General features: G+C 38.0%; 1 protein-coding gene and 1 pseudogene. Both read left to right on the forward strand.

Translation table 11 applies throughout. The annotated features are described in order from the left end of the window. A partial coding sequence (locus EII37_RS10805; protein WP_124788560.1) for a bacteriophage terminase small subunit occupies positions 1–412 on the forward strand: 412 nt, incomplete at its 5' end. A 41-nt stretch (positions 413–453) separates the two neighbouring features. Continuing rightward, a pseudogene (locus EII37_RS10810) lies at positions 454–660 on the forward strand (site-specific DNA-methyltransferase); the annotation flags it as partial.

Raw genomic sequence — 660 nt, forward strand, 5'->3', positions numbered from 1 at the left:
CACCAGTTTGCATTGTTCGGCTAAAACTTTTAGAAAGTGGCGAGATGACAATATAAAGGCGTATGACGAAGCTAAAAGCATTGCTAGGGGAAATCTATTAGAACTAGCCGAAAGTGCCTTAGCGAGCAAACTGACAGTCAGAACGCTAAAAGAAACAGAAACAATATATGACGCTGACGGAAACGTTGAAAAAGTAAAGGTTAAAGAAAAAGAGCTGGATAAAGATAGCTTGGTAGCGATGATGGTTGCTAAGGCCGGAAACCCTGAACTTTATAACCCTACTGAATGGCGGAGATTACAACAAGAAGAATCAAGCGCTCATGACCTTAAGGCAAAAATTGAAGAACTTGATGACTATAAGCTAAGCAAGTACGAAACTCCAAAAATCGAAGTACCGAAAGGGTTTGAATGATTGAATTAAATAAAATTTACAACGAAGAATGTTTAGAAGGAATGAAAAAAATTCCTGATGGTAGTATTGATATGATTTTGTGTGATTTGCCATACGGAACAACAGCGTGTAAGTGGGATACAATCATTCCTTTCAAACCATTATGGGAACAATATGAGCGAGTAATCAAAGGATAACGGAGCGATAGTTCTAACAGCTAGTCAGCCGTTCACAAGCGCTTTGATTATGAGTAACCCAGATTTATTTAA

It is taken from the genome of Streptococcus sp. OH4692_COT-348 (genome assembly GCF_003859975.1).
In the GTDB taxonomy this organism is placed as follows: domain Bacteria; phylum Bacillota; class Bacilli; order Lactobacillales; family Streptococcaceae; genus Streptococcus.